Here is a 23,303-nt window from a genome sequence, read left to right as displayed (position 1 = left end):
CGGCGCGAGGCGTTCTAGACGCGCTTGCCGAACACGCGCACCACGGCGAAGACCGCCAGGATGCCCATGGGCAGGACCAGCAGCACGGGCAGTCCCAACCCCGCCGGAATGTAGCCGAAGAGGATCGAGATCAAGGCCACGGACACGGCGTAGATCAGCTGGGTCTTGGTGTGGTCGATGTGGTCGCAGGCCGAGCCCATGGACGAGAGGATCGTGGTGTCCGAGATGGGCGAGCAGTGGTCGCCGAAGATCGCTCCCGTGAGCACCGCGCCCACGTTGAGCACCACGTAGCCGTGGGCCGGGTCCACGGCAAAGGCCAGGGGAATGGCCAGGGGCATGAGGATGCCCATGGTGCCGTAGGAGGTGCCCGTGGCAAAGGAGATCAGCGAACCGAGGATGAAGATGATGCTCGGCAGCAGCCAGCTCGGAATGGCGTCCGAAAGCACGGCCACGAGATAGGTGGCGGTGCCCAGCTCCTTGATGACCCCGGAGAGGGACCAGGCCAGCAGCAGGATCACGGCGGTGATGTTCAGGGACTTCACGCCCTGGACCCAGACGTTCAGCGCCTTTTCCAGCGTGAGGATGCGCCGGGCCACGGCCATGAACATGGCCACGAGGCCCGCGATGAGCGCGGCCTGGAAGAGCACCACCGAGGCGTCGGAGGCGCCGAAGGCCTCGCGGATGGCCGTGAAGCTCAGGGGCGAGTCGTTCAGGAGCGCGACCATGCCCGCGTCGCCCCCGGCCATGAGCGCGTTGTAGCCGTTGAAGTAGAACCCAAGAAAGGCCGCGGCAATGAGCGTGCAGATGGGAACCACGGCGTTCCAGACGCTCAGGCGCACATCCGCTTCGGGCTCCAGGCCGGTGGCCTCGTCCGCGATCATGGGCTTGGCGTCGTCGGCAAGGAGCTTGCCCGTGGTCCGGGCGCGGTGCTCGGCCTTGTGCATCGGCCCGAACTCGCGCAGCAGGAAGATGGTCGCCAGGATGAAGACCAGGATGAGGATGTTGTAGAAGCGGTAGGGGATGGTCTCCACGAAAATGCCGTAGGCGTTGGTCTGGATGCCGATGTTCTGGAATCCGTCGCGGATCAGGCCGATCTCGTAGGCCACCCAGGTGGAAATCAGGGCGATGCCCGCTATGGGCGCTGCCGTGGCGTCGATGATGAAGGCCAGCTTTTCGCGGGAGACGCGCATCTTGTCCGTCACGGGCCGCATGATCGGCCCGACCGTCAGGGAGTTGGCGTAGTCGTCGAAGAAAATCAGCAGGCCCAGCACCCAGGTCACGAACTGGGCGCTGCGCGGGGTCCGGGCGCGCCGGGCCAGCGCCTCGGCAATGGCCTTGGCCCCGCCCATGCGCGAGACAAGCGCGATGAGCCCGCCGATGGCCAGACACTGGAGCACGATGCCCGCGTTCCACGGGTCGGCCAGGGAGGAGAGGATTTCACCCGTCAGACGCAAAAAGCCCTGCACGAAGCCGTTGTAGAGATCGAATCCCTTGGCTTCGAGCATGAAGGTGCCGGAGAACACGCCGATGAACAGGGAAAGGATCACGTTCTTGGTCAGGAAGGCCAGGGAAATGGCCACCAGGGGCGGAACCAGGGTCCAGAAGCCGAAGATCTCGGCATTGGCCGGGCCGAGCGAGGAATCCCCGGCCAGGGCCGGGACGCAGGTGGAAAACAGCAGCAAAGCCGGGAGCAGGAGCCGCGACGCAAAGGGACGCATGAAAGACCTCTCAATGAAAAGTGTTAAAAATTAAACGATTAAAGAAAAGTGAATTGCAATAAGGCAAGCGACCCGGATTTGCAACAGAAAAGACATTCGCGCTGAAAACCAATCGGATATTTCTTCTCAAGGGGTCACGAAAACCATGTTCACGCTGAAAATCGTGCAGTTCGGTCCATTTCTCAACTTACCCAGCACAAGGACAAGGGCAAGGACAAGGGCAAGGACAAGGGCAAGGACAAGGACAAAAGGCGGACAACAAAAAAGGCCGCCCTTGGGGGGCGGCCTTGCTCTTGCCGGGCCAAGCGCGGCGCGTTCGTTTATGCGTCGATCTCAACGCCGATGGGACAATGGTCCGAACCCATCACGTCCGCGTCGATCCAGGCGGACTTGACCCGCGCGCGCAGTTCCTCGGAGACGAAGAAATAGTCGATGCGCCACCCCGCGTTGTTCTTGCGGGCGTTGAAACGGTACGACCACCACGAATACTTGTGCGGTCCCTGGTCGAACATGCGGAAGGTGTCCACGTAGCCCGCGGCCACGAATTTGTCGATCCAGGCGCGCTCCACGGGCAGGAACCCGGAGCGTTCCTCGTTGGCCTTGGGATTCTTGAGGTCGATTTCCTTGTGCGCGGTGTTGAAGTCGCCGCCGACCACGATGGGCTTGTCGCGGCGCAGCTCTTCGGCATAGCGCAGGAACTCGTCGTAAAAGGCCATCTTGAACTCCAGACGTTCGTCGCTCATCTGGCCGTTGGGGAAATAGATGTTGAAGAGATGGAAATCCTCGAATTCAAGGCGCTGCACCCTGCCCTCGCCCTGGAAGCGCTCGTCCGGCAGGCTCGTGCCCATGCTCAGCGGGGCGCGGCGCGAAAACACCGCTGTTCCCGAATAGCCCTTCTTGCCCTTCGACCAGTTCCAGAAGCTGTGCCAGCCTTCGGGTTCGCGGTGTTCCTCGGGAATCTGGTCCGGGTGGGCCTTGGTTTCCTGCAGCATGACCACGTCCGCGCCGCAGCCCGCCAGCCATTCCGGAAACCCCTTGCCGAGCACGGCCCGAAATCCGTTCACGTTCCAGGAGAGTATGCGCATCGAGCCTCCGTTTTCGCTTTGCTTGGAAAACCGCAGGCTATCAGCTACAAGGGGACACCTCAAGCCGAACGGAGCCTCCCCATGCGCCTGAAATCCCTGGCCGCCAACCTCGCCCTGCTGCTCGCCAGCCTGCTCTTCACGGCGCTCCTGCTGGAGTTCGGCGTCTTCCGGCTGCTGCTTCCGGCCTCGGACCTGCCGCATCTGGCCTGGGAGAACGGCGTCATCAAGCACCGGCCCGGCGATACGGGCGTGTACCGCGTGCGCGACGAAATCGCGGCCCGCTTCCGCATCAACGCCCAGGGCTGGAACTCCGGCCACGCCGCCTACCAGCGCCCGCGCACGCCCGGCACCAAGCGCATCGCGATCATCGGCGACTCCTACGTGGAGGCGCTCCAGGTGGACCACGACAAGAGCCTGGCCGAGCGGCTGGAGGCGCGGCTCTCCGCACCGCGGCACCCCGTGGAGGTCTACCGCTTCGGCATCGGCGGCGCGCCCCTGTCCCAATACCTGCACATGCTCCGCAGGGAAGTCCTGGCCTACTCCCCGGACATGGTCGTGCTCAACCTCGTGCACAACGATTTCAGCGAATCCTACCGCTTCAAGCCCGGCGCCTACACCAGCTCGTTCCTCAAGCTGGACGTGCGAGGCGGCGTCGTGCGCGGGGAAATCACCCCCCGCCCCTGGCGGCCCGCATGGTACGAGCCCCTGCGCCGCAGCGCCACCTGGCGCTATCTGGCCGTGCGGCGCGGCTTCTCTTTCGGGCTGCTGCGCGATCTCATCCTCGGGAAAACGCAGCCTCCCGAAGCGTACCAGGCCAACATCGACGTCCGCAGCCTGGACGCAGACGCCGCCGGAAACAGTGCGGGAGCCGCCGCCCCGCAGGGCCTTTCCCCCGACCTCGTGGCGGCGACGCGCTTCCTCCTGGCCCAGTTCCAGGATCTGGCCCGCGCCCACGGCTTCACCCCCGTGGTGCTCATGGACGGGAACCGCTCGCTCATCGAAAGCCGATCCCCGGACGCCCTGGACTACGACCAGGGAGCGCTGCGGCTGAACAAGCTCGTGCGCACGCTCTGCTCCGAGCTGAAGCTGCCCCTGCTCGACCTGCACCCCGTTTTCCTGGGCGAATTCGCCGTGCGCCACCGCGCCTTCGGCCATGTCCACGACGCCCACTGGAACGCCTACGCCCATGATCTCGTGGCGGAATCTCTGGCCGATTTCCTGCGTGAACAGCGGATTGCGTACTGATCCTTCCGCGCGCCGAAAATGAAAAAACGGCCCCGAAGGGCCGTTTGCGACAGCTTCTGGAGCCGTCCGGAAAAACATGCTTGCGCCGGATTCGTCCCGGCGCCTGACGGCCACGTCCCTGTACCGCTCACCCCGAAGGGATGCGGCGGGGAAACGGGGCTTCGCTCTTGTCCGGCCGAAGCCGAAGGTTCAAGGCTTCCCTAGTCTTCCAGGCTGGAACACTTGATGAAGGCGATGACGGCCATGGTCATCACAAGACCGATGAAAAACCAAAAATAATCCATGAGTTCCTCCTTCTCCTCAATCTGCATCCGAATGCCGCTTCCGCAGGATGCGGCTTCCGGGCTGCGTACCAGATTCCAGGCCCAAAGGGAATAGCTCTGGACAGCCGAGCACCCTTCGGTTACTCCCCCGGCATGTTGCAAAGCGATGTCGTCATCCTCGGAGCCGGGGCTTCGGGGCTTTGCTGCGCTCTTGTCGCAGCCCGGCGCGGGCGCGGCGTGCTCGTCCTGGACCACGGCCCGGTGGCGGCCCGCAAGCTGCGCATCTCCGGCGGGGGGCGCTGCAACTTCACGCACCTCGACGCCCGGCCCGACCGATACCTTTCCGATAATCCGCATTTCACCAAATCCGCGCTCTCGCGCTTCTCCCCCTGGGATGCCGTGAGCCTTTTTGCGGAGCTGGGCCTCGGCTACGAGGAAAAGAATCCGGGGCAGCTCTTCTGCGCCCAGGGCGCGCCCGCCCTGGCCCGCGCCCTGGAAGACGCCTGCACCGCCGCCGGGGCGCGGCTCCAGCTGCGGACGCGCATCCTCGGCGCGGAACGATACGGCGAAGGATTTCTCGCACGCACCAATCAGGGCGACTTCGCCTGCCGTTCGCTGGTCATCGCCCTGGGAGGCCCGTCCTGGCCCACGGCCGGAGCCACGGACCTCGGCTTCTCCCTGGCCAAGAGCTTCGGCCTGCGCATCGTGCCGCCCCGGCCCGCCCTGGCTCCCTTCGTGCTCGACGCGCCCGGCCAGAAGCTCTGCGCAACACTTGCCGGCGTAAGCCTGCGCGCCCGGCTGCAAAGCGGACAGACCGCCGTCGAGGACGATCTGCTCTTCACCCACAAAGGCATCAGCGGCCCGGCCGCCTTGCAGCTCTCGCTGCACTGGGAACGAGGCCGCGAAATCGTCGCGGATCTCCTGCCCGGCCTGGACCTCGCCGCGCACCTGCGCAGCGAACGCCGCAGCAAGACCCAGCTCAAGAACCATCTCTCCAGCCTGCTTCCGGGCCGCATCCCCGCGGCGCTGCTGCCTTCCGGGCTGGCAGGAAAGCCCCTTTGCGACCTTTCCAACGCGGACATCGACGCCGCCGCCGAACGGCTGCTCGCCCTGCGGCTCCGGCCCACCCGCACCGAAGGACTCGGCAAGGCCGAGGTCACGGCCGGAGGCGTGGACACCTGCCAGATATCCTCCAAGACCATGCAGTGCGACGCCCTGCCCGGACTCTTCGTCATCGGCGAAGCCCTGGACGTGACCGGACAGCTCGGCGGGTACAACCTGCACTGGGCCTGGGCCTCGGCCCACGCAGCCGGACAATTCATCTAGAAAGGCATGCCTCCGGCGGCCAAGGGGCCCGCGGCCCCTTGGAACCCCGTTCTGCGGGGCGGGCCGATGCTGCGCATCCGCCCCGCCCCGCGAAAGGGGCTGCCAAGTCGTGGAAAACCACCGGAAACAAACCAGGGCTCGGAAGTCCCTTCCGCGCCGAAGCCCTTTGCCGAGCGCCAGCGCGGCAAAAGGCTTCGGCGCAGAAAGGGAGTCCAGAGGGCCGCGGGCCCTCTGGCCGCCGGAGGCGATTCTTTCGATGGCCTGCGCCCTGCGCACGAAAAAGGGAGCCTTGGAAGGCTCCCTTTTGATTGTCGCGCGGCCGGATCGGCCGTGTGCGTCGGGGTTAGTATTCCATGTCGTCCTTGCCCACGGGTTCGGTGGCGAAGGTCTTGTAGGCCCAGGCCTGGTAGGCGATGACGATGGGCACGAAGACCAGGGCCACGCCGAGCATGATCGACAGGGTCAGCTGCGAGGAGGCCGAGTTGTGGATGGTGACGCTGTACTGCGGGTTCGGGCTGGCGGGCATCAGAGCCGGGAACAGGCCGATCACGCCGAAGAGGGTCGTGCCGATGATGAACGCCAGGGACGAGAACCACGCCTTCCACCAGCTTCCAGCGGCCATGAACCAGCGCATGGCCAGCAGCCCGCCCACGGGCAGGAGCAGCAGCACGAACAGGATCGGGTACTGGAAGTAGTTGCCGAAGAGCTGGGTGCCGACGAAGCTCCAGGCCAGGAAGGCGAGCACGAGCACGAGCAGCACGGGCCAGAGGGTCTTGGCCGTCTTGACGGCGCGGGCCTGAAGCTCGCCCTCGGTGCGGATTGCCAGCCAGATGGCGCCGTGGGTCAGGAAGATGACCAGGAAGAGCACACCGCCCGCCAGTCCGTAGGGGTTGAGCAGTTCGAGCGTGCCGCCGGGGTTCACGTAGTCCGCGTTGAAGGGCAGTCCCTGGAAGATGTTGGCGAAGGCCACGCCGAGCAGGATGGCGGGCACGGCGCTGCCGAGGAACTGGCAGGTGTCCCAGAGTTTCTTCCAGCTGGGGTTTTCGATCTTGCTGCGGAACTCGAAGGACACTCCGCGCAGGATGAGCGCGAAGAGCAGGAGCAGCAGCGGCGTGTAGAGCCAGCTGAACATGACGGAATAGGCGAAGGGGAAGGCCGCGAAGGTCACGCCGCCCGCCGAGATCAGCCAGACCTCGTTGCCGTCCCAGAACGGGCCGACCGCGTTGAGCATGATGCGTTTTTCCTCTTCGGTTTTGGCCAGGAAGGGCGCGAGCGTGCCCACGCCGAGGTCGAAGCCGTCCAGGGCGAAGTAGACCGCCCAGAGGACGCCCCACAGTATGAACCAGATGCTCGCAAGATAAAGATGCGTGCTTTCAAGCATTGCGTTTCTCCTTGTGTTCGCCGTGAGCGGTTAGGCCTTGGACGGTCCCTTCTTGGCGGCGCGGGCCATGAGATAGATGCCCGCCGCGCCGAGAAGCGTGTAGATCAGGACCATGGCCACCAGGGACGTGCCCACCTGTCCGGGCTGCACCGGGGAAACCGCGTCCGAGGTACGCATCAGGCCGTAGACGATCCAGGGCTGGCGTCCCACCTCGGCCACGATCCAGCCCGCCTGGATGGCGATGTAAGGCAGCGGGATCATGAACGGCAGCGCCCTGAGCAGAAGCTTCTGGTCGTCGATGTTGTTGCGCTTGAGCCAGGCCAGGCCCGCCACGAGAATCATCAGGGTTCCGATGCCGACCATGATCCGGAAGCTCAGGAAGGTGATGACCACCGGGGGCCGCTGGTCTTCGGGGAAGTCGTTGAGCCCCTTGACCACGGCGTTGGGATCGTTGAAGGCCAGGATGGAGAGCAGCGAGGGGATGGGCAGCGCCTCCAGCACGTTGCCGTCCTGCCCGGGGATCTGGAGCAGATACATGGGCGCGTTGGCCTGCGTCTCGAAGTGGGCTTCCATGGCCGCGAGCTTGGCGGGCTGGATTTCGGCCACGTGGTTGCCGTGCAGGTGCCCCTGGACCGCCACCACCAGGGAGGCGACGATGGCGAAGCCTGCGGCGATGCGGAACGAGCGGCGGAAAAGGTCCATTTCGTTCTTGCGCAGCAGGTGCCAGGCGCTGACGCCGAGCACGAAGAACGCGCTCAGGGCGATGGCGCCGGATACGGTGTGCACGAACTCGTTCCAGGCGAACGGGTTGAAGAGCACGGCGAAGAAATCGACCAGTTCGGCCTTGGGACCGTTGGGGGTGTCCACGATCTTGTAGCCCAGCGGGTTCTGCATGAATCCGTTGGCGATGAGGATCCAGACCGCGGAAAGGTTGCCTGCGCCCGCCACGAGCCACGCGGCGATACAGTGCATCTTCGGCGAAAGCTTGTTCCAGCCGAAGGCCCATACCGCCACGAAGGTGGATTCGAGGAAGAAGGCCGCTGTGGCCTCGATGGCCAGCAGCGAACCGAAAATGTCACCCACGTAGGCGGAATACTTGGACCAGTTCGTGCCGAACTGGAATTCGAGCGTGATTCCCGTGACCACGCCCACCGCAAAGTTGATCAGGAAGATGTGTCCCCAGAATTTGGCCATGCGTTTGTAGACCTCGTTCCCGGAACGCACGTACATGGTCTCCATGACCGCGACGAGAATCGAGATTCCCAGCGTCAGCGGCACGAAGATGAAGTGAAACATGGTTGCTGCGGCAAATTGCAGCCTGGACAACATAATAACGTCCATACTCCTAAACCCCCTTTTTTATTGCCTCGTCATGCTTCGAGTTTTCGGCAAGATATCAAAGCGGACGAAAAAATCAATAAGAATTATCATTCTTATTCAATGTCAATAGAGTAGCGCGAAACGAGGATCTTGGGCAAGGGAAAAGCCAGTAAGATGAGTTAGTTTGACAGGAAAGCGGCCCCGGACGGGCGCTGCGTGCCGATTCCCTCGTCTCGCCGCGGCGACCCCGCGCAGATGCGCGGCACGACTGCGCGCTTCAGCGAGGCCTACGGAGTACGGATATCATCAATGCAAAGCCGCGCGCGCAGTTGCTGCGCGCGGCCCAGGATGCCTGGAAACGCGCGGAAATGCGCGGGAACGCGCGCGGACGACGGAACAGGGAGCCCTATTCGGATTCCGGAGCGCGCAGCGAGGCCGGCTGCCCCGTGGCTTCGAGCACGGCGCGCCAATAGTTCGAACGGGTGTTGATGTTCTTCTTCCCGCGCTTGATGAGCGAGAAGGGAATGTGCACGAAGCGGCCGTTCCACTTGCTCACGACCATGCCGGTCCGGCCGCTCATGGCCGCGTGCACGGAATGTGCGCCGAGGAAGCCGCAGTAGATTCCGTCCGCGCTGTTGGCCGGAACGGAACGGATGATGTAGCTCGGATCGATGTATTTGAGATTGATTTCCATGCTCTCGGCCTTGAAAAAGCTCTTGATCTCGGAGCAGAGCAGCGCGCCGATGTCGCCGAGCTTGGTGTTTCCGGAGGCGTCCGTGCCGGAAATCTCCTTGAAGAGATCCTGGCCCGCGCCTTCCGCCACCACGATGACCGCGTGGCCCCGGCTGTGGATGCGGCGCTTGAGCGCTTCGAGGAAGCCGTGCTCGCCATGCAGATCGAAAGGCTGCTCCGGCACGAGCACGAAGTTCACGTCGCGCAGGGCCAGGCAGGCCTCGGCAGCGATGAACCCGGCGTTGCGGCCCATGAGCTTGACCACGCCGATGCCGCCGGGCGCGCCCAGGGCCTCGGTATGGGCGCAGCGGATGGCCTCGGTAGCCTTGGCCACGGCCGTGTCGAACCCGAAGGTCTTGGCCACGAAGCTGATGTCGTTGTCGATGGTCTTGGGCACGCCGACCACGGCGATGCGGTCGCCCCGGCGGGCGATCTCGTCCTGGACCTTGGAGGCCGCGCGCATGGTGCCGTCTCCGCCGATCATGAAGAGAATCCCGATGTTCATGCGCTCCAGCGCGTCCACGATTTCCTCCGGGGCCTGGGGACCGCGCGAGGAGCCGAGCACCGTGCCCCCGAACTCGTGGATGTCGCGCACGCTTTCCGGCGTGAGCTCGTCGAAATTGTAGCCGTGTTCCGGGATGAACCCGGCCAGGCCGTAGCGCACGCCGAACACGGCGGGCACGTTGTAGAAGTGGTGCGCTTCGAGCACGATGGAGCGGATCACGTTGTTCAGGCCGGGGCAGAGCCCGCCGCAGGTGACGATGGCGCACTTGGTCTTGGACGGCTCGAAAAAGAGCTTGGCGCGCGGCCCGGCGTGCTCGAAGACCACGGGCTCCGGCGTGCCGTCCGCGCCGATGTTGCAGTAGCGCGCGTCCTTGTAGACCTCCACGAAGATGGAATCTTCGTCGTCGATGTACCGATCGAGAATCAGGGGCGAATCGATGGTCGCGGGGCCCAGCGTGGAGATATGGGTGTCCTCGTTGCTCAGCGGCACGAAATCGAAGTTTCTGACATGCACCTGGCGGCTCCTTTTCATGGTCCAAAAAAAGATGTATGCACGGTCTGGAACGTTATTTTCTACCTTGCGGCCGTCGGAATGACAAGGCCGGAAGAACCCTCGAGGAAAAACGAAAACGCATGGCCAACAGGAACTGGAAGCCGTGGGTCCATCTCAGCGATCCTCAGGACGCGCTGGAACGGCTCATGGATACCGGGACAGGACTTGACCGGGCCGGCAAGGCCTATGTCTGGACTCCCCCCGCGGATGTTTTCGAGGACGAGTCAGGTCTTGTTTTCCGCATCGAGCTTCCGGGAGTGCCCCTGGAACACGTGCAGGTCGAGGTCAGGCAAGGCGCGCTGAACATCCGCGGCGAGCGGCCCTTTCCCGGCGGCGACGTGGCCTACCACGCTCTGGAACTGACCTACGGTCCCTTCAGCCGCAGCTTCATGCTCCCCTCGGACGCCGCGCAGGAGAGCGTTTCCGCCGTGCTCAAGGACGGCATCCTGACCCTGACCGTGCAGCGCCGGGGCGGAACGCAGCGGCGCATCGAACCGGAATAGGCCGCTCTTGACTCCGGGAGCGGAGTCGCTATCTTCTGCCTGCTTCCCCTCCCCCTTCTCCGCCGGCGCTCCGGGCGCTGCGGAGGCAACAGGAGACGTTCCAAAGGAACCCGCATGAGCAGCCAGATCAAAACCCTCATTCTCCTGGCGGCCCTCTCCGCCATCATCCTCTTCCTGGGCGCGGCCATGGGCGGGCGCGTGGGCCTGGTCTTCGCGCTGGTCCTGGCCCTGGGCATGAATTTCTTCAGCTACTGGTACTCGGACAAGATCGTCCTGCGCATGTACAAGGCGCAGATGCTGGAGCCGCACGAGGCCCCGGAACTGCACGCCATCGTCGAGGATCTGGCCCGGAACGCGGGCATTCCCAAGCCCCGCGTGGCCCTGATCCCCCAGGAGGCGCCCAACGCCTTCGCCACGGGCCGCGACCCGGAACACGCCGTGGTGGCCGTGACCAGCGGCATACTGCGCATTCTCAAGACCGACGAACTGCGCGGAGTGCTGGCCCACGAACTCGGCCACGTGGCCAATCGCGACATCCTGATCCAGTCCGTGGCCGCCGTGCTGGCGACGGCCATCATGTTTGTGGCCAACATGATGCGCTTCGCCGCGTTCTTCGGCGGGGGCATGCGCGACGACAACGGCAACAGCAACCCCATCGGCGCGCTGCTGCTCTCCATCCTCGCGCCCATCGCGGCCATGCTCATCCAGATGGCCATTTCCCGCTCGCGCGAATTCCTGGCCGACGCCACGGGAGCGCGCATCTCCGGCCAGCCCCTGTCCCTGGCCTCGGCCCTGGCCAAGCTCCAGCGCGGAGCCGAGCAGACGCCCCTCCAGGGCAACCCGGCCACGGAGAACATGTTCATCGTCAACCCGCTTTCCGGCCGCGGCCTGTCCGGGCTCTTCAGCACCCACCCCCCCGTGGAGGAGCGCATCGCCCGGCTCAAGGAAATCGCCGCGGGGTTGTAGCCTCGCCCCGAACACCGACCCAAAGAATACCGGAGTGCCCATGACCCGTCGTCTTCGCCTTTTTCCGTTCTTCCCCGGCCTTGCCAGGGGAACCGGCCTTGCCCTGGCCGCGCTGCTGCTCCTCTTCGGCCAGGCCCTGGCCCAGACCGCGCCAGCCGCGCAGGCCGCGCAGGACGCCGACCCGCGCCGCACCCCGGTGGTCCGCGCGGTGGAAGAGGCGGCCCCGGCCGTCGTGAACATCACGGCCACCCGGCAGGTCCGGGGCCAGGTCCGCCTGGGCTTCATGCTCGAGCCGCCCCGCACCGGCGGCAGCATGGGCTCCGGCGTGATCATCGACGGGACCAAGGCCCTGGTCCTGACCAACGCCCACGTCATCGACAACGCCTCGGACATCGAGGTGCGGCTGCTGGACGGGCGGGAATTCAAGGCAGAGCTGGTCGGAGCCGACCCGGACTTCGACCTGGCCGTGCTCAAGCTCCAGAACGCCCACGACCTGCCCCAGATCCAGATGGGCGACTCCTCGGACATCCTCATCGGCGAGCCCGTCATCGCCATCGGCAACCCCTTCGGCTACGCCCATACCGTGACCACGGGCGTGGTCTCGGCCCTGAACCGCTCGCTGCGGAGCGAGGCCGGAACCTTCACGGACTTCATCCAGACGGACGCGGCCATCAATCCCGGCAACTCCGGCGGTCCGCTGCTGAACATCCTCGGCCAGCTCATCGGCCTGAACACCGCCATCCTGGCCAAGGGCGAAGGCATCGGCTTCGCCATTCCCATCAACAAGGCCCGGCGCGTGGTGGACGAATTGCTGCTCACGGGCTACGTCGCGCCCATCTGGCTCGGCATCTACGGAACGGATCTCGATCCGCAGACCGCCAGCGCCCTGAACCTGAAGACCCCGGAAGGACTGCTCGTGACCGAGGTCTACCGGGGCACTCCGGCGGAGGCCGAGGGCATCCGGCCCGGAGACGTGCTCCTGCGCATGAACAACACCCCCGTGTCGGACCGGCGCACCTACCTGGACCTGCTGCGCAACCATACCCGCAACGAGTCCCTGCGCCTGACCCTGCTGCGCAAGGGCAGCGAGCTTTCCGTGCAGATCAGGCCCCAGGCCCTGGAGCTGGCCCAGGTGCTGGAGCTTTCCGAACGGCTCTGGGGCATCCAGATCGCGCCGCAACCCGCCGGACCGCGCGGCGGCGCGCTGGTCAAGCTCGTGCTGCCGGACAGCCCGGCCGCGCGGCTGGGACTCCAGGCAGGGGACATCATCCACCGCGTGGGCAACGTGCTCGTGCGCGAGCCGCGCGACTTCGGCACGGCCTTCCTGCACTACCGCCTCCAGCACACCCTGCTGATGCGCGTGCAGCGCGGCAACGGCCTCTACTATGTAAAGATGAGCCTGCAACCATGAAGAACGGCGCCGCGCCTGCGGAACCAATGGAGCCGCGCGCATACTGGGACAAGGTCGCGCAGGAGAAGAGCTTCACCACGCCCCTGCCCCTGGACGAGCTGCGGGCCCGCCTCGCCCCGCAGGCGCGCATCCTGGACTACGGCTGCGGCTATGGCCGCGCCATGCGCCAGCTCGCGGACGCGGGCTTCACCAATCTGCTGGGCATGGATTTTTCGGAACGCATGCTCGCGCGGGGGCGCGCGCTCTGGCCGGACCTGCGCTTCGCGGCCTGCGGCCCGGAGGGACTGCCCCTGCCGGACGCGGGCACGGACGCTGTCCTGCTCCTGGCCGTGCTGACCTGCATCCGCCGCGATGCGGACCAGGACGCGCTGCTGGCCGAGCTGCGGCGCGTGCTGCGGCCGGGCGGGCTGCTCCTGGTCAACGACTTCCTGCTCGCGCCGGACGCGCGCAACCAGGAGCGCTACGCCCGCTTCGAGCCGAGATTCGGCACCTTCGGCGTGTTCGAGATTCCGGGCGGCGGCGTCATGCGCCACTACGCGCCCGAGCGCCTGCGCGCCCTGCTGGGCGGGTTCGAAATTCTCTCCTGGGACGAGCAGACCTTCACGACCATGAACGGCAACAGCGCCCACGGCGTGACCGTGCTGGCGCAACGCCCGCAGGGCTGATTCGCCTCGGGCCGGGCCGCGCGCAAGGCGGCACCCTGCCCGGCTTCGCCCTTAGGCCGCCAACCCCGCGAGCAATCCGCCCGCGAGCCAGCCGTACGCAAGCAGCGCAGCGACAAGAAGCGCCCGCTCCATGGCTTCGCCCTTTTGGCCGCCGTGTTCATGACCCGCGTGCCCGCCGTGCCCGCCGTGGTCATGCCCGGCCGCGTTCTGCCGCGCCAGCCAGGCCAGCCCCATGCTGACAGCCAGGAACACCAGGTTGAGCACGAACCCGTAGTCCAGCGGGAACCGCGCCGCATCCGCGCGGGACGCGGCCACGGCCACGCCCGAAGGCGGCAGCAGCCCCGCCGCGCCGAAGGTCCAGTGCAGCACCAGGGCCGAACAGGCCAGGGCCGCCAGGAAGATGGCGGCGATGAGCAGGGCCATGCGCCAGCCGTAATAGCGCGCATGGATGCGGATGACGGGAAAGACCACGAGATCGCTGAAGATGAAGGCCATGACCCCGGCAAAGGACACGCCCGAACCGTAGAGCACCGCGGCCAGGGGGATGTTGCCCATGGAGCCGATGAAGGTGAAGAACGCGGCCACCGGTCCCACCAGCACGTTCTGGATCGGCGCCCAGAGCGAACCGCTCTCGCCGGAGAGGAACAGGGCCTGGAAAAAGCTCGCGGGAACGAAGACCGCGATGATCCCCGCCGCGGTGAAGCCGATGGTCACGTCCTTCCAGACCATGCCCCATTCCATGAAATAGGTCCGGGCCACGCGCTGCCAGCCCGCCCGGCTGAACACGCCCGGGCGCGGCGGCGGGCCGTGCTCCTCTCCGGAGTGCCCTTCCCGGCCGGAATCGCCGTGCGCTGCGGCATGGCCGGAGCCGCCCGCCCCCTGGCCGCCGCCCAGGCGTTCGCGCACCTCGCGCACCAGTCCCCAGGGCGCGAAAAGCCGCACGAAGAGCCACATGAAGAGGATCAGGAGCAGCCCGCCGAGATACTCTCCGAGCACGAACTGCCAGGAGAGGAACACGGCGATGACGAAGCCGAGCTCGATGACCAGATTCGTGGAGGCCAGCAAGAAAGCCAGGGAGGAGACGAAGCCCGCGCCCTTGCGGAACAGCGACTTGGTCGTGGCCAGGGCCGCGAAGCTGCACGAGCTGGAAAGAAAGCCGAACAGGGTCGCGAGGGCCACGCTGGAGGCGTCGTCCTCGCCCATGACCCGGCGCATGCGCTCGCGCGTCACGAAGACCTGAATGCAGCTGCTGACGACGTAGCCGAAGACGAAGGCCCAGAGCGCCTTCCAGAAAAAGCTCAGCGAGGTGAGCGCGGCCTCATGCCAGGAAAGAAGAAATGATGCAGTGTCCATCCGTTGCGCATAGCACATCGGACGGATTTTGGGAATTGCGCCTGCGGTGGCGGCAGCTCCTTGAAGCCGGGAGAGGTGAGGCTACCCGCCGACGCGCTCCCGCACCGCGCTGAGCAGCAGGGCCGCGACCTGCTCTTTATTGATGTGCGTGGTGTCCACGAGCACGGCGTCCTCGGCCGGGCGCAGCGGGGCCACGGCCCGGTTGCGGTCCTGCTCGTCGCGCGCGCGGATGCTCTCGGCCAGATCGTCCATGTCCGCGGGCTCGTTCATTTCCCGCAGCTGCTCGTAGCGCCTGCGGGCGCGCTCGCGCACGTCCGCGTCGAGAAAGAACTTCACCGTGGCCCGCGGAAAGACCACGCTGCCCATGTCGCGCCCTTCGGCCACCAGGGAGGAGCGCTCTCCGATGGCGCGCTGCGCCGCCTTCATGTACTCGCGGACCACCGGGAGCCGGGCCACGTTGGAGGCCCACATGCCAACCCGCTCGGAACGGATCTCGTCGCCGATCAGCGCTCCGTTCAGGCTCAGGCCGGACGAGCCGCCGGAGCCGTGCAGCTCGAAGGAAACGTCCTTGAGGGCCGCGCGCAGCCGCTCCTCGTCCCAGTCCCAGGAGCCTTCGCCCAGCTTCCAGGCCACGGCCCGGAACATGGCCCCGGTGTCCAGGTAGGGAATGGCCAGGGCTTCGGAGAGTTCCCTGGCCATGCTGGACTTGCCCACGCCCGCAGGCCCGTCCAGGGTGACGACGATGCGCTCCATTACAGCAGCTCCTTCAGCGCGGCAACGAATGCCTTATTTTCCCTGTCCGTGCCCACGTTCACGCGGATGCGCTCCGGCAGGCCGAAGCTCTTCAGGGGCCGGACGATGATGCCGCGCCGCAAGAGCCCCTCGAAGAGCTCGTTCGCGTCGCACGGCGGCTTGAACATCAAGAAGTTGGACTGGGAAGGCGTGACCTCGCAGCCCAGGGCCGCAAGCTCTCCGGCGAGGTAGTCCCGCCCCTCGAAGACCACGCGCAGGGTTTCGTTCAGGAAGACCGTGTCCTCCAGCGCGGCCAGCCCGGCGGCCTCGGCTGGCAGATTGACCGTGAACGGAATGCGCGCGCGGCGGAGGTAGGAGGCCAGCCAGGTCGGCATGACCCCGTAGCCCAGGCGCAGCCCGGCCAGGCCGTAAGCCTTGGAGAAGGTCCGCAGCAGGACCACGTTTTCCAGGTCGGCCAGCCGCCCGGCCAGCTCGTATTCCTCGGCGGGTCGGGCGAATTCCGCGTAGGCTCCGTCCACCACGAGCAGGGTTCCGTCCGGCAGGGCGCGGGCCAGCTTTTCCAGCTCGTCGGCCGTGGCGGCCAGGCCCGTGGGATTGTCCGGGCTGGTCACGATGACCAGGGCGGTGTTCTCGTCGGCGGCCTCGGCCAGGGCGTCCAGGGGCAGGTTCAGTCCCGGCGCGCGCGGCGCCTCGCGGTAGTCCACGCCGCAGAGCTTGGCGCACATGCGGTACATGCTGAAGCAGTGCTCGTAGCAGAGCACGCTGTCGCGCCCAGGCTCGGCCACCACGCGGAAGAGCATGTCGATGATCTCGTCCGAGCCGTTGCCGACCACGACCATTTCCGGGTCCACGCCCAGCAGCCCGCCCAGGGCCGCGCAAAGGCGCGGGGAATGGTTCTGCGGGTAGCGGAAAGCCTCGGCCGCCTTGCGGCCCAGGATTTTCTGCACCACGGGCGAAACCCCGAGTGGGTTTTCGTTGCTGGCCAGCTTGATGACCTGTTCCACGCCGTACTTCTCCCGGATGTCCTCCAGGGTCAGCCCCGGCGCATACGGCTTGAAATCCAGGATCTGCCTGCGCACGCGCTCTTTCATGCTCCGTCCTCCCCATAAAAAAATACGGCCCTGATCGGGCCGTATCTCATATAATCTTTCAGGCGCAGCGTAAAGCCGCCCTGTCCGGAGGCGCGCCGGAGCCGCTAGGCAACGGCCAGGCTGGGCCGGACCGTGACCACCGGGCACTTGGCGGACTTGACGACCTTCTCGGCCACCGAGCCGAAAAGAATGCGGTCGATGCCCTTGCGGCCGTGGGTGCCCATGACGATCATGTCCACCTTCTCCTCCAGGGCGTACTGCAGCACCTCTTCGGCGGCGTAGCCCGTGGCGACCTTGCCCGCGGCGTTCAGCCCGGAGAAGTGCTTGCCGAGGAATTCCTCCATGGTGGATTCGGCCCCGGAAACGATCTCGCCCACGAACTCGTCGATGGAGCTGGCGGGAACCTTGAATCCCACGTACTGGCTCAGGCTCGGAGCCACGTAGATGCAGACGATGTCCGCATCAAAGGCCTCGGCCAGGGTGCGGGCATAGGCGGCCACATTGCCGCTGTGCTCGGAAAAATCCACCGCACAGAGAATCTTCTTGATATCGGGCATGGCTTTCCTCCTAGATGCAACATGTTCCAATGCTTATTTTTATTCGTACCACAACCCAAACCGGACGGCCATGATTTTCCGCCGTCAAATTCGGCGGGACGCTGCCCGGACCGCCGCCGACGCCGCACCATTTGCGCCCTGCGGCACGATGGCGTATTCTTCGATAACGCCTGGGGCGCGCAGGCGGCAAAAAATGCCGCTGCCTTTTCAGCAATATGCAACGAGAACAGTGTGTTAACATAAATTAACATCTTGGCAAACTCCTTGCAGATTGTGAGCAAACCCCAGGATAGGAGTACGAGAATGAAGATCCATCCTGATCAGATCGAGGGCGTCCGCCAATCGCAGCAACAGCAGCAGGCGGACAAGGCCAAGCAGACCACCAAGGCGTTCGGCGACGTGCTCGGACAGGAGGTGGCCAAGACCGGGGAAGCCTCTTCGGCTTCCGGGGTCATGTCCCTCGCCCCGCTTGCGGGCGTCAATCCGCTCCTGAACGTCCAGGCCGTGCAGCAGGTTCAGTCCGTGGACACCGAGCAGGCCGCCGCCAAGGTGGACGACGTGCTCGACCGGGTCGAGGACTACGCGGCCAAGCTGCGCGGAGTGGCTCCGGACGGCAGCGGGCTGCGCGAGGCCCACGCCGCGCTCCAGGACATGCAGGGACAGGTGGACGGACTCAAGGACGTCGCCAAGAACCAGCCGGGACTGCAAAGCATCGTCAACGAACTCGATGTGCTCACGCGAACCGAGCAGTTCAAGTTCAACCGGGGGGATTACCTGGTTTAGCGGGCCCCCCCGCCCTCGATGGCAAGAAAAGGCCGCCGCTCCGAATGGGGAGGGGCGGCTTTTTTCATGCGCGGTGCGGCATTGCGGCCCGGAAACAGTTTCGCTTATACGTTGCAGAGCTTCGAAACACTCTTAAACAGCCGCTCCTCGTTAGCCCAAAAGCCAACATCAGAATCAATCTCGTGCTCCCCAAACATGAGAGTATAGAGGCCAATCAGCAATTTTTCCACTATAGCAAACCGCTCTGCACATTCAGGATGGAATGCAACAATATCCGTTTGTGAATATGACATGCTTGCAGCATATAGCCTTTCGTAGGAGAAAAAGAATATTTTCAACACTGCGCGCATAAAAAACAACAGTTCAAATCTTTTACTGGCAATAACATCTTTAAATATTTGCAATACTGCGTAGATGTCAGCATCAAATTCGCAAGCCACTCTCTGTTCGATAAGGCTACAACTCGCCCCGACGCCAGAAATCTTCAACGTATTCTCACAATGCCCAAGTGCAATATGTCCAAGCTCATGACAAATCATAAAATCATAAATTATTGCTTTCGCCGCAGACAATTTGCTTCTACTTTTCATTGAATTGTCAATTCGTAAAAGCCGCTTTCTCTGTGCGTTTAGCACCGTCTCGATGTGTTCATAAAATTTCGCAAATATACCTGCATGCACAATAGCTTCGTTCACTTCACTTCTAGAATCTAAATACAAATCACCCATAAAGATTTCAAACACGCCTTCGACAAAATACATCAATCCACTATTGATGCAGAAGTAATAACGTCCATCGTCAATTTTTTGTGTAAGAGCATTCGGGTCATTAGAAAAACAAAATAACCCCAGAACCTGTACACGATCAACCATAGGCATGGAATTAACATGGACATTCCAATCATCAAAATCTGAAAGAACATCCCTTGAACGCAGTAAAAAACTATCTAGCACATCAGCATTCAATAGAAACTGTTTATAATTATCTCCTTCTATCAATTTGTCTCCATCCTGTACTGCGGAAAAATCCATATTTTCTCGCAGTATCTCCCGGATGTCTTCCTCAGAGAAACTTAACATGTTCATTTTTTTGAAAATGTCACTCGGACTGTATTATTGGCTTCTATGCCTCCGGACGCAGACAAGATACCGACCTTCCCCTCCACAGATACACCGATGGCACACTCGAGACTTTGTACCTCGTATCCTCCTTCTTCTTGAATTGAATTCAACATTTCCAGAAACGATTCAATAACGTCTTTAACAGAATCGGTATCGATTTCAGTTTGTTTGACCACACTCGATAGCCTGGGCAGGGCCGTCATTGTCCTTGAAGACGCCGACACGGGCTTGCTTTGCTCAATAAAAACTGTAATTCGGCCACGAGACGGCATGGTGCCCCCCCCTTTCGCTGAATGATTTTTAGCTATTCGTTTCGCCTTCCCACTGAACCATGATGTCGGCTTTATCCATTTTCAAACATGCGGACAACAAATCTTCCAGTCTCGAAAACAGCTCTTCAACAGAGAATTTATCGATATCAACATATGAGTTTTGACAATCCTGATCAAGGTTGACCCCAACCTCATTAAACAACTCGTTAAGCACTTCAAATCCTCGCGACCCGTTCAAGGCAAACAAAAAGCCTGCGTAATTCAGCATAGTGTTGCTATCCTGCACCAGAGCAAGCATTCTGAAATATATGTAACTTATCTTTCCAGCATTAAGATAAGTAATCAATCCGGCAACGAGAAATAAACAAAATTCATCCTCCAATGGAACAATACACTTAGCACTCCCGGTATTAAGAAATTCTACTTGCTTCCCCACATAAGCATTGAACACATTTTCTACCATTAGGTCCGCTTGACTACCCCAATATTCTTGCGTTTCCATGACGTCCTCACAATGCTACTTTGCGCGATGTTCCCTCAGCCGGACATTCCAACAAAGGCGTATAAACCGGCCCGCCCGGTCCCAGCTCGGACTTCCAGAGCACGAAACGCGACACCAGCATTTCCGGCCAGGCGCATTCCGCCACCATGCGCCGCGTCTCGGCCCAGTCCGCGGTTCCCTGCTCGCGCACGCGCCCCAGGGTCAGATGCGCTCGGTAGGGCCTTTTTTCCGGGGCGAAGCCCAACGGCGCGAGAGCCTCGTTGACGCGCGCGGCCAGGGCCGCCAGGCGTGCGGCCCCCTGGGCGACTCCCGCCCAGAGCACGCGGGGCCGGGTCATGTCCGGAAAAAATCCGGCATCGGCCAGGGAGAGGGCAAAGGGCGTGAAATCGACCGCGCCCAGGACCGCGAGCACGGATTCGATCCGGCCGCCCGGCGTGTCGCCGAGAAATTTCAGGGTCAGGTGCTGTTTTTCCGGCGGCGGGCAGGAAACGCGCGCCCCCCGCAGCGGCCCGCCCGGCTCGCGCAGCCTTTGCAGCAGCTCCGCGGAGACGGCTTTGCATTCGTCGGACAGGGGCACGCCCGCGAACAATCTGAACACGGCGGTCTGATCGGTCATGGCAGCCTCCTTCGGCTCGGGGGTTTTCGGACACGAAAAAAACCGGACCCGAAACGCGGCATGCGCGTCGAAGGCCCGGTCCTGTCGGATTCGCTCTGTCCGGCCTTGCGGCGGCGAACCTAGCGCAGGAAGGAGCGCAGCCCTTCCAGGGCCGCGACCACGGCTTGCTCGCGCACCTGTTCCCTGTCGCCCTCGAAGTGGAACAGTTCGGTCCGCAGCTCGCCTTCCTGGTTGGCCCAGGCCATCCAGACCGTGCCCACGGGCTTGTCCTCCGTGCCACCGTCCGGCCCGGCAATGCCGGACACCGCGATGGAGACGTGCGCACCCACCGTGCGCATGACCGCCGGGGCCATGATCGTGACCACTTCCTCGCTGACCGCGCCCACGCGGGTGAGCAGGTCTCCCGCAACGCCGAGCAGGGCCATCTTGACGTTATTCGAATAGGCCACCACGGAACCGGCGAACCAGTCCGAGCTGCCCGGCACGCTCGTGCAGGCGGCCGCCACGAGCCCGCCCGTGCAGGACTCGGCAGTGGCCAGTTTCCAGCGCTTTTCGCGCAAAGTGTCGCCGACTTCGGCGACCGTTTCCATCAGGTCGACATTCATCTTGCACCTCGCCTTGGCGACATCATACCAACCCTGCCCCGGTGTTGCAATTGAAGTCAGCCGAGCCTACAAATTCCTTCATGAAGCAGCATGCGAACGTCTGGAGCACCGTGTGGCGGCGGCATCAGATCCCCTGGAACTGGCTGGTCCAGGCCCTGGGCGGACTTCTGCTGCTGCTGGCGTTCTGGCAGCGCGGCGCTGTGGAAGCCTGGGCCGGAGCGGGGCTGATCCTCGCGGGCGCGCTGGACTTTCATCTTCCGCCGTTTCCGGAAAACACCTGGGCGGCCAGGCTGGTCTGGCGCATGATCCGGGCCGAAGTCGTCTGGATCAACAGCCCCTGGAACCGGCGCAAGCGGATCGGGGCGGTCTACCTGACGCTCGGCTCGATCCTGGTGCTGCTGGCGTTCTGGGCGAGCAGCCTGCCCGGCCTGGGGCTGACCGTGGGCTTTCTCGTGCTGCTCCGGGTCCGCGTCGCCAACAAGGACGCGGGCATCGACCCCTGATTGCGAAAATCTGATTCCCGGCTCGCCCTCCGCCCCGGCTTCCCCTTTGCCAGCCGGAGCGAAATCCGGTAGTTGCTGCGGGGAACGACGAATATCGAGGAGTGGACCATGCTGGACCTGAAATTTGTTCGCAACAACCTGGACACCGTGCGCGAGGCGCTCAAACGGCGCAACGCCAAGCTCGACGTCCAGGAATTCGCCTCCCTGGACGAGAAGCGCCGCGCCCTGACCCAGGACGTGGAGACGCTCAAGGCCGAGCGCAACCAGACCTCCGCCGAGGTCGCCCAGAAGAAGCGCGCCAAGGAAGACGCCTCCGAACTCATCGCGAGCATGTCCGCCGTGGGCGAGCGCATCAAGGAACTGGACGCGGCCCTGGCCGAGGTCGAGGAACTGGAAACCCAGTGGCTGCTGACCTGCCCGAACATTCCCCACGAGTCCACCCCGCTGGGCGCGAGCGAGGAAGACAATCCGGAAGTGCGCCGCTGGGGCACGCCCCGCGCCTTCGACTTTCCCATCAAGGAACACTGGGAGCTGGGCGCGGACCTGGGCCTGCTCGACTTCGAGCGCGCCGCCAAGCTCGCCGGAGCGCGCTTCGCCGTGACCTACGGCTCCCTCGCCCGGCTGGAGCGCGCCCTGGCCATGTGGATGCTCGACGTGCACGTGACCGAGAACGGCCTGATCGAGGCGGTGCCGCCGTTCATGGTCAACCGCGCCACCATGCAGGGCACGGGCCAGCTGCCCAAGTTCGAGGAAGACCTCTTCCGCGTGGACTTCAAGGATTTCTACCTCATCCCCACGGCCGAAGTGCCCCTGACCAACCTCTACGCGGGCGAGGTCATGGACGAGGCCGACCTGCCCAGGGGCTTTTGCGCCTGGACCCCCTGCTTCCGTTCCGAGGCCGGCTCCTACGGCAAGGACACCAAGGGCCTGATCCGCCAGCACCAGTTCCACAAGGTCGAGATGGTCTATTTCGCGCACCCGGACAATTCCTACGAGGTGCTGGAAAAAATGACCGCCCAGGCCGGAAGCCTCCTGGAACGGCTGAACCTGCCCTACCGGGTCATCACCCTCTGCACCGGGGACATGGGCTTCTCCGCCACCAAGACCTACGACCTGGAAGTCTGGCTGCCCGGCCAGGACAAATACCGAGAAATCTCCTCCTGCTCGAACACCGAGGATTTCCAGGCCCGACGCGCGAACATCAAGTTCCAGCCCAAGGACTCCAAGAAAAAAGCCTACGTGCACACCCTGAACGGATCGGGTCTGGCCGTGGGCCGCACTTTGGTGGCCGTGCTGGAGAACTACCAGCAGGCCGACGGCTCCGTCGTGATCCCGGAGGCGCTGCGCCCGTACATGGGCGGGCTGGAGTGCATCGAGCCGAAGTAGCGCCGCGCGCATTGCGCGAACGCATCAAGGCCGGGAGCGACGCTTCCCGGCCTTTTTTTTCGCATTCCTGCGTTCACGCGACCTTGCGG

General features: G+C 63.8%; 23 protein-coding genes. 9 read left to right on the top strand and 14 right to left on the bottom strand.

Annotation, left to right across the window (positions count from 1 at the left end):
* Positions 1-14 precede the first annotated feature (14 nt).
* Positions 15-1,718 (bottom strand): Na+/H+ antiporter NhaC family protein, encoded by a 1,704-nt coding sequence (locus tag G452_RS0105005; protein ID WP_022661168.1) that lies wholly within the window; start codon positions 1,716-1,718, stop codon positions 15-17.
* Between the two features lie 320 nt (positions 1,719-2,038).
* A complete protein-coding gene (locus G452_RS0105000; RefSeq protein ID WP_022661167.1) occupies positions 2,039-2,803 on the bottom strand; it encodes an exodeoxyribonuclease III in 765 nt (254 codons plus the stop codon).
* 81 nt (positions 2,804-2,884) lie between these two features.
* On the opposite strand from G452_RS0105000, the gene G452_RS0104995 reads away from it, so the two are divergent.
* Both G452_RS0104995 and G452_RS0104985 read left to right on the top strand, forming a co-directional pair.
* Positions 2,885-4,048, top strand: coding sequence for an SGNH/GDSL hydrolase family protein (locus G452_RS0104995; protein ID WP_022661166.1), 1,164 nt, complete (start codon positions 2,885-2,887; stop codon positions 4,046-4,048).
* A 416-nt stretch (positions 4,049-4,464) separates the two neighbouring features.
* Positions 4,465-5,637 carry a BaiN/RdsA family NAD(P)/FAD-dependent oxidoreductase gene (locus G452_RS0104985; RefSeq protein WP_022661164.1) on the top strand — a complete coding sequence of 391 codons (1,173 nt, stop codon included), beginning with the start codon at positions 4,465-4,467 and terminating at the stop codon, positions 5,635-5,637.
* A gap of 343 nt (positions 5,638-5,980) precedes the next feature.
* On the opposite strand, the gene cydB is transcribed toward G452_RS0104985, so the two are convergent.
* From cydB to G452_RS0104970, 3 genes are all read right to left on the bottom strand, one after another.
* The gene (cydB, locus tag G452_RS0104980; protein ID WP_022661163.1) at positions 5,981-7,018 is read right to left on the bottom strand and encodes a cytochrome d ubiquinol oxidase subunit II; all 1,038 of its coding nucleotides are present in this window, start codon (positions 7,016-7,018) and stop codon (positions 5,981-5,983) included.
* Positions 7,019-7,048: 30 nt separating this feature from the next.
* A complete protein-coding gene (locus G452_RS0104975; protein WP_022661162.1) occupies positions 7,049-8,359 on the bottom strand; it encodes a cytochrome ubiquinol oxidase subunit I in 1,311 nt (436 codons plus the stop codon).
* A 385-nt stretch (positions 8,360-8,744) separates the two neighbouring features.
* The gene (locus G452_RS0104970; RefSeq protein WP_022661161.1) at positions 8,745-10,088 is read right to left on the bottom strand and encodes an ATP-dependent 6-phosphofructokinase; all 1,344 of its coding nucleotides are present in this window, start codon (positions 10,086-10,088) and stop codon (positions 8,745-8,747) included.
* A 119-nt stretch (positions 10,089-10,207) separates the two neighbouring features.
* Here G452_RS0104970 and G452_RS0104965 point away from each other — a divergent pair, with 119 nt between their 5' ends.
* The 4 genes from G452_RS0104965 to G452_RS0104950 all read left to right on the top strand — a co-directional run bounded on the left by G452_RS0104965 (position 10,208) and on the right by G452_RS0104950 (position 13,672).
* Entirely contained in the window at positions 10,208-10,630 is a 423-nt protein-coding gene (locus G452_RS0104965) for an Hsp20/alpha crystallin family protein (protein WP_022661160.1), read from the top strand.
* A 114-nt stretch (positions 10,631-10,744) separates the two neighbouring features.
* The gene (gene htpX / locus G452_RS0104960) at positions 10,745-11,596 is read left to right on the top strand and encodes a zinc metalloprotease HtpX (RefSeq protein ID WP_022661159.1); all 852 of its coding nucleotides are present in this window, start codon (positions 10,745-10,747) and stop codon (positions 11,594-11,596) included.
* 40 nt (positions 11,597-11,636) lie between these two features.
* Positions 11,637-13,007: a trypsin-like peptidase domain-containing protein gene (locus G452_RS0104955; protein WP_022661158.1), complete on the top strand. Its 1,371-nt coding sequence runs from the start codon at positions 11,637-11,639 to the stop codon at positions 13,005-13,007.
* A complete protein-coding gene (locus tag G452_RS0104950; protein ID WP_022661157.1) occupies positions 13,004-13,672 on the top strand; it encodes a class I SAM-dependent methyltransferase in 669 nt (222 codons plus the stop codon). Before G452_RS0104955 ends, G452_RS0104950 begins: the two co-directional genes overlap by 4 nt.
* Before the next feature lie 51 nt (positions 13,673-13,723).
* Here G452_RS0104950 and G452_RS0104945 read toward each other — a convergent pair whose 3' ends face one another.
* From G452_RS0104945 to G452_RS0104930, 4 genes are all read right to left on the bottom strand, one after another.
* Positions 13,724-15,025 (bottom strand): permease, encoded by a 1,302-nt coding sequence (locus tag G452_RS0104945; protein ID WP_027189020.1) that lies wholly within the window; start codon positions 15,023-15,025, stop codon positions 13,724-13,726.
* Between the two features lie 81 nt (positions 15,026-15,106).
* Positions 15,107-15,778, bottom strand: coding sequence for a (d)CMP kinase (cmk, locus tag G452_RS0104940; protein ID WP_022661155.1), 672 nt, complete (start codon positions 15,776-15,778; stop codon positions 15,107-15,109).
* Positions 15,778-16,869 carry a histidinol-phosphate transaminase gene (hisC, locus tag G452_RS0104935; protein WP_022661154.1) on the bottom strand — a complete coding sequence of 364 codons (1,092 nt, stop codon included), beginning with the start codon at positions 16,867-16,869 and terminating at the stop codon, positions 15,778-15,780. The genes cmk and hisC overlap by 1 nt, the downstream gene beginning before the upstream one ends.
* A gap of 104 nt (positions 16,870-16,973) precedes the next feature.
* Positions 16,974-17,426 carry a universal stress protein gene (locus G452_RS0104930; protein ID WP_022661153.1) on the bottom strand — a complete coding sequence of 151 codons (453 nt, stop codon included), beginning with the start codon at positions 17,424-17,426 and terminating at the stop codon, positions 16,974-16,976.
* Positions 17,427-17,729: 303 nt separating this feature from the next.
* Here G452_RS0104930 and G452_RS0104925 point away from each other — a divergent pair, with 303 nt between their 5' ends.
* Positions 17,730-18,209: a flagellar assembly protein FliX gene (locus G452_RS0104925; protein ID WP_022661152.1), complete on the top strand. Its 480-nt coding sequence runs from the start codon at positions 17,730-17,732 to the stop codon at positions 18,207-18,209.
* Between the two features lie 104 nt (positions 18,210-18,313).
* Here the strand turns inward: G452_RS0104925 and G452_RS0104920 are convergent, their stop codons facing one another.
* The 5 genes from G452_RS0104920 to G452_RS0104900 form a co-directional block, all read right to left on the bottom strand.
* Complete coding sequence (locus G452_RS0104920) at positions 18,314-19,240, bottom strand: hypothetical protein (RefSeq protein ID WP_155887555.1); 927 nt, start codon at positions 19,238-19,240, stop codon at positions 18,314-18,316.
* 50 nt (positions 19,241-19,290) lie between these two features.
* Positions 19,291-19,602: a hypothetical protein gene (locus G452_RS21390; RefSeq protein ID WP_155887553.1), complete on the bottom strand. Its 312-nt coding sequence runs from the start codon at positions 19,600-19,602 to the stop codon at positions 19,291-19,293.
* Between the two features lie 28 nt (positions 19,603-19,630).
* Positions 19,631-20,104: a hypothetical protein gene (locus tag G452_RS0104910; protein ID WP_040368281.1), complete on the bottom strand. Its 474-nt coding sequence runs from the start codon at positions 20,102-20,104 to the stop codon at positions 19,631-19,633.
* A gap of 7 nt (positions 20,105-20,111) precedes the next feature.
* Positions 20,112-20,720 (bottom strand): RNA 2',3'-cyclic phosphodiesterase, encoded by a 609-nt coding sequence (thpR, locus tag G452_RS18105; RefSeq protein ID WP_022661148.1) that lies wholly within the window; start codon positions 20,718-20,720, stop codon positions 20,112-20,114.
* Between the two features lie 119 nt (positions 20,721-20,839).
* Positions 20,840-21,325 (bottom strand): CinA family protein, encoded by a 486-nt coding sequence (locus G452_RS0104900; protein ID WP_022661147.1) that lies wholly within the window; start codon positions 21,323-21,325, stop codon positions 20,840-20,842.
* An 80-nt stretch (positions 21,326-21,405) separates the two neighbouring features.
* On the opposite strand from G452_RS0104900, the gene G452_RS0104895 reads away from it, so the two are divergent.
* Positions 21,406-21,828: a hypothetical protein gene (locus tag G452_RS0104895; protein WP_022661146.1), complete on the top strand. Its 423-nt coding sequence runs from the start codon at positions 21,406-21,408 to the stop codon at positions 21,826-21,828.
* A gap of 108 nt (positions 21,829-21,936) precedes the next feature.
* Entirely contained in the window at positions 21,937-23,214 is a 1,278-nt protein-coding gene (gene serS, locus G452_RS0104890) for a serine--tRNA ligase (protein ID WP_022661145.1), read from the top strand.
* Positions 23,215-23,303: the final 89 nt, after the last annotated feature.

The sequence above is a fragment of the Paucidesulfovibrio longus DSM 6739 genome (assembly GCF_000420485.1).
In the GTDB taxonomy this organism is placed as follows: domain Bacteria; phylum Desulfobacterota; class Desulfovibrionia; order Desulfovibrionales; family Desulfovibrionaceae; genus Paucidesulfovibrio; species Paucidesulfovibrio longus.
The sequence above is the reverse complement of the archived record's forward strand: the minus strand, read 5'-3'. Positions and strand labels throughout refer to the sequence as shown.